The sequence below is a fragment of the Thalassobacter sp. 16PALIMAR09 genome (assembly GCF_000765485.1).
GTDB lineage: Bacteria > Pseudomonadota > Alphaproteobacteria > Rhodobacterales > Rhodobacteraceae > Thalassobacter > Thalassobacter stenotrophicus.
This window is the reverse complement of sequence record NZ_JHAK01000021.1, coordinates 1-6,800: the sequence shown is the minus strand read 5'-3', so window position 1 is coordinate 6,800 and position 6,800 is coordinate 1. Positions and strand designations below refer to the sequence as shown.

8 protein-coding genes are annotated in these 6,800 nt (G+C 55.7%); 2 read left to right on the top strand and 6 right to left on the bottom strand.

What is annotated here, in order from left to right; genetic code table 11:
* A partial coding sequence (locus PM04_RS16930; protein ID WP_038009066.1) for a DUF3489 domain-containing protein occupies positions 1-295 on the top strand: 295 nt, incomplete at its 5' end.
* 9 nt (positions 296-304) lie between these two features.
* Here PM04_RS16930 and PM04_RS16925 read toward each other — a convergent pair.
* The 6 genes from PM04_RS16925 to PM04_RS16900 form a co-directional block, all read right to left on the bottom strand.
* Positions 305-511, bottom strand: a complete 207-nt coding sequence (locus PM04_RS16925; protein WP_369793328.1) for a hypothetical protein — start codon at positions 509-511, stop codon at positions 305-307.
* Entirely contained in the window at positions 511-1,773 is a 1,263-nt protein-coding gene (locus PM04_RS16920) for a site-specific DNA-methyltransferase (RefSeq protein WP_038009063.1), read from the bottom strand. Before PM04_RS16920 ends, PM04_RS16925 begins: the two co-directional genes overlap by 1 nt.
* A 460-nt stretch (positions 1,774-2,233) precedes the next feature.
* Positions 2,234-2,623 carry a type II toxin-antitoxin system HigA family antitoxin gene (locus PM04_RS16915; protein WP_038009061.1) on the bottom strand — a complete coding sequence of 130 codons (390 nt, stop codon included), beginning with the start codon at positions 2,621-2,623 and terminating at the stop codon, positions 2,234-2,236.
* Between the two features lie 18 nt (positions 2,624-2,641).
* A complete protein-coding gene (locus tag PM04_RS16910; RefSeq protein WP_038009060.1) occupies positions 2,642-2,941 on the bottom strand; it encodes a type II toxin-antitoxin system HigB family toxin in 300 nt (99 codons plus the stop codon).
* Between the two features lie 135 nt (positions 2,942-3,076).
* On the bottom strand, positions 3,077-4,345 hold the full coding sequence (locus tag PM04_RS16905) for a Y-family DNA polymerase (RefSeq protein ID WP_038009057.1): 1,269 nt from the start codon (positions 4,343-4,345) through the stop codon (positions 3,077-3,079).
* Entirely contained in the window at positions 4,342-4,776 is a 435-nt protein-coding gene (locus PM04_RS16900; RefSeq protein WP_038009056.1) for a LexA family transcriptional regulator, read from the bottom strand. The genes PM04_RS16905 and PM04_RS16900 overlap by 4 nt, the downstream gene beginning before the upstream one ends.
* A gap of 180 nt (positions 4,777-4,956) precedes the next feature.
* Between PM04_RS16900 and PM04_RS16895 the strand changes: the two genes are divergently transcribed.
* Positions 4,957-6,342 (top strand): IS1182 family transposase, encoded by a 1,386-nt coding sequence (locus PM04_RS16895; RefSeq protein WP_038009055.1) that lies wholly within the window; start codon positions 4,957-4,959, stop codon positions 6,340-6,342.
* Positions 6,343-6,800: the final 458 nt, after the last annotated feature.

Sequence of the window (6,800 nt, the reverse complement as noted above, 5' to 3'; positions counted from 1 at the left end):
AGTTAGCAACATCCGCAAGGCCCGACCGGCGGGTAAACCTGCAGAAGCGGCCGCAGAGGCAAGCGAAGGCCCTAGGCTGGTCTCTATCCGGCAAGGTACCAAGCAGGCCCTGTTGATCGACATGCTGCAACGCCCCGAAGGTGTCTCGATCACCGAGATCGTTGAGGCGACATCTTGGCAAGCGCATACTGCGAGAGGTGTAATCTCGAGCGCACTGAAGAAAAAGCTTGGCCTACCAATCACGTCCGAGAGACACCCCGAACGCGGCACTGTTTACAAATTGGACGCGGCCTGAGCCAGCCCATCATAACCATCGCTCGAACAGCCGGCGTAGCGCATAACTGCGCAGCAAGGAGATCATCACAAACAGTTCACCGATCGCAAGGTTGTCGCCAAGGCTGACTTGCAGTCCAAACCATGGGAACACCACGATCTGTGTTAAGATTGCCAATGCATAGCCTACCACGACGTTGGTGACCGCCTCGATAAGTGATTGGCGCCGCGACTGCATCACGCTGCCAGCCGCTTGGATTTGAGGCTTGCGAAGCTCTCCCCGCTGTCTGCCAAAACAGCCTCTTCACCAGTGAAGGCTTGCCAACGTTCTATGGCAACGTCGACGTAAACCGGATTTAATTCGACGCCGTAGCAAATGCGCCCAGCGGTCTCGGAGGCGATCAGTGTCGTGCCGGATCCCATGAAGGGCTCATAGACGGCCTGGCCGGGGCTCGAGTTGTTCAAGATTGGGCGGCGCATGCATTCGACTGGCTTTTGCGTGCCGTGCACGGTTTCGGCATCTTGGTCCTTGTTCGCGATTTGCCAGAGCGTGGTCTGTTTGCGATCACCGGCCCAGTGGCCTTTGCCCTTGGCGCGCACGGCATACCAGCAGGGCTCGTGCTGCCAGTGATAATCGCCGCGGCTGAGCACCAGTCGATCCTTAGCCCAGATGATCTGGGAGCGGATGGCGAAGCCCGCGGCGGTCAAGCTGTCGGCCACAGTCGCTGCGTGCAGGGCGCCATGCCATATGTAGGCCACATCGCCGGGAAAGAGTGACCAGGCCTCGCGCCAATCAGCGCGGTCGTCGTTCAGGACCTTGCCTGTGCGCTTGGTTTTGGCGGCACCCGCTTGGTTACGCCAGGACGGGTCGTATTCAACGCCATAGGGTGGGTCGGTCACCATGAGAAGCGGCTTCACAGCGCCAAGCAATCTCCCGACAACGTCAGCGCTGGTGCTGTCCCCACAGATCAGCCGATGCGGACCGAGCTGCCAAAGATCACCTGCGACTGACACTGGGGTGGCCGGCGGCTCTGGAACATCATCCTCGCCATCCACCGCGCCATTATCGCCCACCGTCTCTGGATCTTTTAGCAGGTCATCCAGATCCTCATCCGAGAAGCCCAGCAGATCTAGGTCGAAGTCTTCGGCCAAGAGCCCTGCCATCTCGTCGCGCAGCATCGCCTCGTCCCATTCGCCAAGCTCGGTCAGCTTATTGTCGGCAATGCGGTAGGCGCGACGCTCCGCTTCATCTAGATGGCCAAGCCTAATGACCGGGGCCTCGGTCAGGCCCAGCGCGCCGGCTGCCAGCACACGGCCATGGCCCGCGATTAACTCGCCGTCGTCTGCCACTAAGCAGGGAACGGTCCAGCCGAACTTCGCCATGCTGGCCGCAATCTTCGCAACCTGGGCCTCGCCATGGATCTTTGCATTCTTGGCATAAGGGCGCAGCTTCTCGATCGGCCAGAGCTCGATCTGGCGCGGCGCAAAGACAAGATCCATGGGGTGAGTATCTCTTAGGGCAGGCGCGACACATACTGAAGCCTGTCCTTAGTCTAAGGACACACCCGCGATCGCAATGTCAGGAAAACGAAAGCGCCCGCGAGGGGTATCCTCCGAGCACAATTCTTCGATGATCAAGGGGTACGTCAAGAGGGGCAGCATTGTCAAAGCCAAATGTGAATCAGAGTCACATTTTTTTGGGGGTGGATTTTCGGGTGGCTTCCCGTTGGATTTTTTTGGCTAAAACAGACTTAGGTGGATTCTTGACTAAAATACTAAAATCCACCTTCGTGATTGACAGAACGCGTCCAAGTTTCTGTTATTTATCATTAATTTTTACAGTGCACTTGCGGCTGGCTTCAAGGTGGATTCCCCGGTGAAAATCCAAGTCGCTAGAAAACTTGCGCGCTAAGCCCCCCCGTATACGCAAAAGGCCGGGGAGGAACCATGGGAGGGGGGATCAGGCCCCCTCGCCGTTGGCCTCGAGGTGGTAGGGTGCGATCAGTGATGCAGCAGGAATTTTCCAGCTGGTGTTGATCTTCTGGATCATGCGCAAGGTCAACGGACGCTTTCGGTTCATGATTTCTGACGCGCGGGGCTTGCCGCCAACCAGCTCTGCCAGATCGCTCTGCTTCTTCTTTTTGATGTTCATGAAGACCTTCAGCGTCTCGATAGGGTCGAGCGCTTCGATTGGGTATTCACGGGTCTCGTAGGCTTCGATGAGATCGGTCAAGATGTCGAAGCGGTCGGCTTCTTCCGTTCCAGGCGCAGGCGGTGCATCGAAGTATTGCTCGATTTCCGCAAGCGCCCAATCGAGATCTTCATCGGTTCGAATGGCACGGACTTCCATGTGTTCTTTCCTATTTACCTAGATCTTGGCTACGTCAATCTTGTCATATTCTGCGTGGGTCCCAATGAACTTGATCATCACGCGGTAGTACGGGCCGTACACAACGCGGGCGACCAGCCGAAACTTGTTGCCACCAATGTCGAACACTATCCTGCTATCTCCAACGAAATCCACCGATGCACCAAACATGTCCTTCACGTCCTGCGGGCGCTCCCATTGTGCCCGCTCGACTTCAGCGTACCAGAACTGAAGTGGGGCTTTAGCCGTCGCATGCTTGGTCCAGTAATCAACAAGTGTCCGTCTCGATAGGATCCGCATGCTGCCTCATCATGTTCCCCTTTTGGGAACCTTAATCTACATGTTACCAAATCGGTAACTTGTCAAGTGTCATGTCCTAGCCCAGACGCGGGTCCGTACTACTGGTGTGATATGCCCCGTGTGTTATAGTCGCGTTCACCTCACCACTGGCAGATCAGAAATCCGGGTCGTGTAACGTGGGCTGCGATGATTGGCACGGAGCTGCCAGGAGCGCGACATCCCCTCACTTGCAAGCACTAGAGTTTTCTTACCGAACCGACTGTTAACAGCATCAAGCGCTGCCATCAGGTCAGGCGATTTTTGCGGTGCATCGAAGAGTGTTCTCGGACGTTCTTCCAACGGGAGAAGGTCATCCAGCATAACCCCCGCCTTGGTGAAGCCGTACGTCTTGTCGCTACCTTTCGGCCAGGGGGCGCGCGCGCAGTGTTTTGCGGCTGCGACCAATTCAAATGTATCGGATGACATCGGTGTCAGGCGAGTTGAGCGCGACCCTGCGTACTGGGGCCTGTCAGAGCGATGTCGGTTTGTATGAAAAAATACAGTAAGCGTTCCTGCGACTAGCCCGTGTTGCCTGAGCTTCTCGGCCGCGCGTGTCGCGTGCGCCGTGATCGCTTGAAACACAGTGTCGAAGTCAGTCATAGGCACCCCGGCGGATCGTGTGACAGCCATGCCCTTGCGCGGAGGCTCCACATCATCAAATGCGATGCACGGCTCGCCTTGGAGCTCTAGGACCGTGCGTTCCAGCACGACTGTGCCCAGAGCGCGCGCTTGACGTGATGGCAGGTCGCGTAGCTCTGCTGCGGTACAAACCCCGATGCCGTGTAGTTTAGCGGCTGTCTTTCGCCCAATGCCCCAAATGTCACCAACTGGAACGAGGGGTAGCAGCCACTCGACCAGCGCAGGATCAGCCATATCCAGAACGCCAGTGAAAATTGGGTTCTTCTTTGCGATATCGTTGGCGCATTTAGCGAGCGTCTTGGTTGCTGCAATCCCGACGCGCACCGGTACGCCAACACGGAGCAGCACATCCCGCCGCATAGCCTTGGCGTGCGCCGTCCGGTCTTTGACTCCACCAAAATCCAGGAAACACTCGTCGATTGAATAGATCTCGACGTTGGGTGTGTAATCTTCGTAAACCTCGACCACGCGGCGGCTGATATCGCCGTAGAGTGTGTAATTGGAAGAAAAAACACGCACACCATGTGCTTCGATTTTGTCACGGATCAGGTGTAACGGCTCACCCATTTTGATGCCCAGCGCCTTGGCTTCATCACTGCGTGCAACAGCACAGCCATCATTGTTTGACAGGACGATCACTGGCACGCCCTTCAGACTTGGGTCAAAGATCCGTTCTGCGCTTACATAGAAATTGGCGCTGTCGCTGATGGCGATCGGTTGCGTCACGCCAGATCATATTTCCGTACAACGCCAGCGATGACACCCCAGATTTCGCTGTCTTCCGTGAGCTCGATTTCTGGAAAGGCCTCCCGGCTGTTAGCGGGCGCAAGGAAGTACCTGCCATCTCGCTTGCGCAATATCTTGGCAGTCACCGTGCCGTCTACCACAGCGAGCACGGCACGCCCGAGGCGCCGCTTACCAGCGCGATCAACTGCAATGATGTCGCCATCTCGAATGCCAGCATCCCAAAGGCAGTCACCTTCCACCCGCCACCAAAAGGTTGACGATGGATGCCGCACGACCCACGCAATGGGGTCGATTTCATCCTCCAGATTATCGCCGGCGGGGGAGGGGAAACCAGCGCTGACGCGCGCCAACTGAACTGGGACGATGCTGCTGTTTGTCGCAATAGGGGCTTTAATCGGGACAACGGGCATTCACGACTCTCCGATTGTTCACTTTATGTTCCGAATAATTCGGCTATTTGATGGGGTGATGTCAAGTTAGGGCGTGGTTGGGATTATGCGTGGTGAAGGGGCGAATTCTTTTGAAAAACTCTCCCTTGATTGGATGGCCATAGGCTGATTCAATTCCTTTATTGATTGGGGGATTTGGCGATGATGGGACCGAAGCAGGAAGCACAGGCGGCGTTGTTTTACGAGTTCTCGCTGGAAGACCACGTTCCGCAAGATCATCTTCTGCGCTCGATTGATCCATTTGTCGATCTGAGCGACATCCGCCAGTATCTGGCTGAGTTTTACAGCCACACGGGTCGCCCTTCGATTGACCCTGAGCTTCTGATCCGCATGCTTTTGGTGGGATATTGCTTTGGTATCAGGTCAGAGCGCAGATTGTGCGAAGAAGTGCATTTGAACCTGGCGTATCGCTGGTTTTGTCGCCTCGATCTGTCTGATCCAATACCCAATCATTCGACCTTCTCAAAGAACCGGCACGGGCGTTTCCGTGAGAGCGCTTTGCTGCGGCATCTATTTGAGAAGACCGTCGCGCGTTGCATTGCGGATGGTTTGGTGAGCGGCCAGCGCCTTGCCGCAGATGCCAGCTTAATTGAGGCTGATGCGAACAAACAGAACTCCACCCCAAAAGAAGATTGGGATCACAGCGCCATTGATCCAAACGATGCGCCCCGTGCTGTGAAGGAATATTTAGATGTTTTAGACGATGCCGCTTTTGGTGCAGCATCGGAGGTAGAACCCAAGTTCACATCTCACTCTGATCCCTCAAGCCAGTGGACCGCAGCACGTAAAGGGCCAGCATTCTTTGCCTATTCTACCAACTATCTGATCGACACCGACCACAGCGTCATCGTTGACGTCGAAGGCACAAGATCGATCCGGCAGGCTGAAGTCGGGTCTGTGCGCACTATGTTGGACCGGATCAAGGACCGGCATGACTTGGATCCCGAACGATTGATTGCTGACAGCGCCTATGGATCAGGACCCATGCTTGGATGGCTCGTTGATCGCGATATCAAACCCCACATTCCTGTTCTGGATAAAGCGGGACGCACCGACGGCACTTGGTCTCGCACCGACTTCGAATGGGACGCCAAGAACAACCAATATGTCTGCCCAGAGGGTGAGCCGCTCAAGCAGTTCCGCCGCAACTACTCAGACCCGAACCGTGGCCCCACTGGCAAAGGTGTAGCCAAGTATCAGGCCCTGAAACACACCTGCCAAGCCTGCCCATCGAAGATGAAGTGCTGTCCAAAAGCTGATGCCCGCAAGATCACCCGCGAAGAACATGAAGACGCCCGTCAGGTCGCTCGCGACATCGCCAAAACCAAGCAATATGCGATCTCAATGCGGTTGCGGAAGAAAGTCGAGATGCTCTTCGCGCATCTCAAGCGCATCCTTGGACTGGTAAGATTGCGATTACGTGGCCCATGTGGCGCAAATGACGAATTCCTCCTCGCTGCAACCGCCCAAAACCTCCGCAAACTGGCTAAGATCTTTCCTGCACCGCAGCAAAGGTGCAAAGCATGACAGGAAAGGCACTCGACCGCTATTCAAGACCCTAAATTCTGCGCCAGCAGCACGCTGTTTTTCCACAGAATCGGCGGAGACCGGTCATTCGCTGCGCGAAGCCAAAAGATCAGCAATGCGCAGATAGCGACCTTGCAAAATCGGCTGGGATGAAGATGCGGCTATTCGGCTTCAATCCTTGTGTTGTGGCCGACAAGTCACTGTAATTGTTAAAAGACCCATACGGGGAAGGGCGTTGCTTGGCTTGGAGGCTGACAAGAAAATTCTTGCCTTTTCATAGGATCCGGGTATGACGTCTGGCATGGCACTGCCACGGGGTCAGGCTATACGCCGACCGCCTCAGGGGATCCTTCGGGATCCCTTGTGTGTTTCTGGAGCTTTTCCCACTTTCCGTATTCACCATCGTAACAGGAATACTTCACGCCTACGGCATCGTCTTCGTGTTTGAAATCCAACAG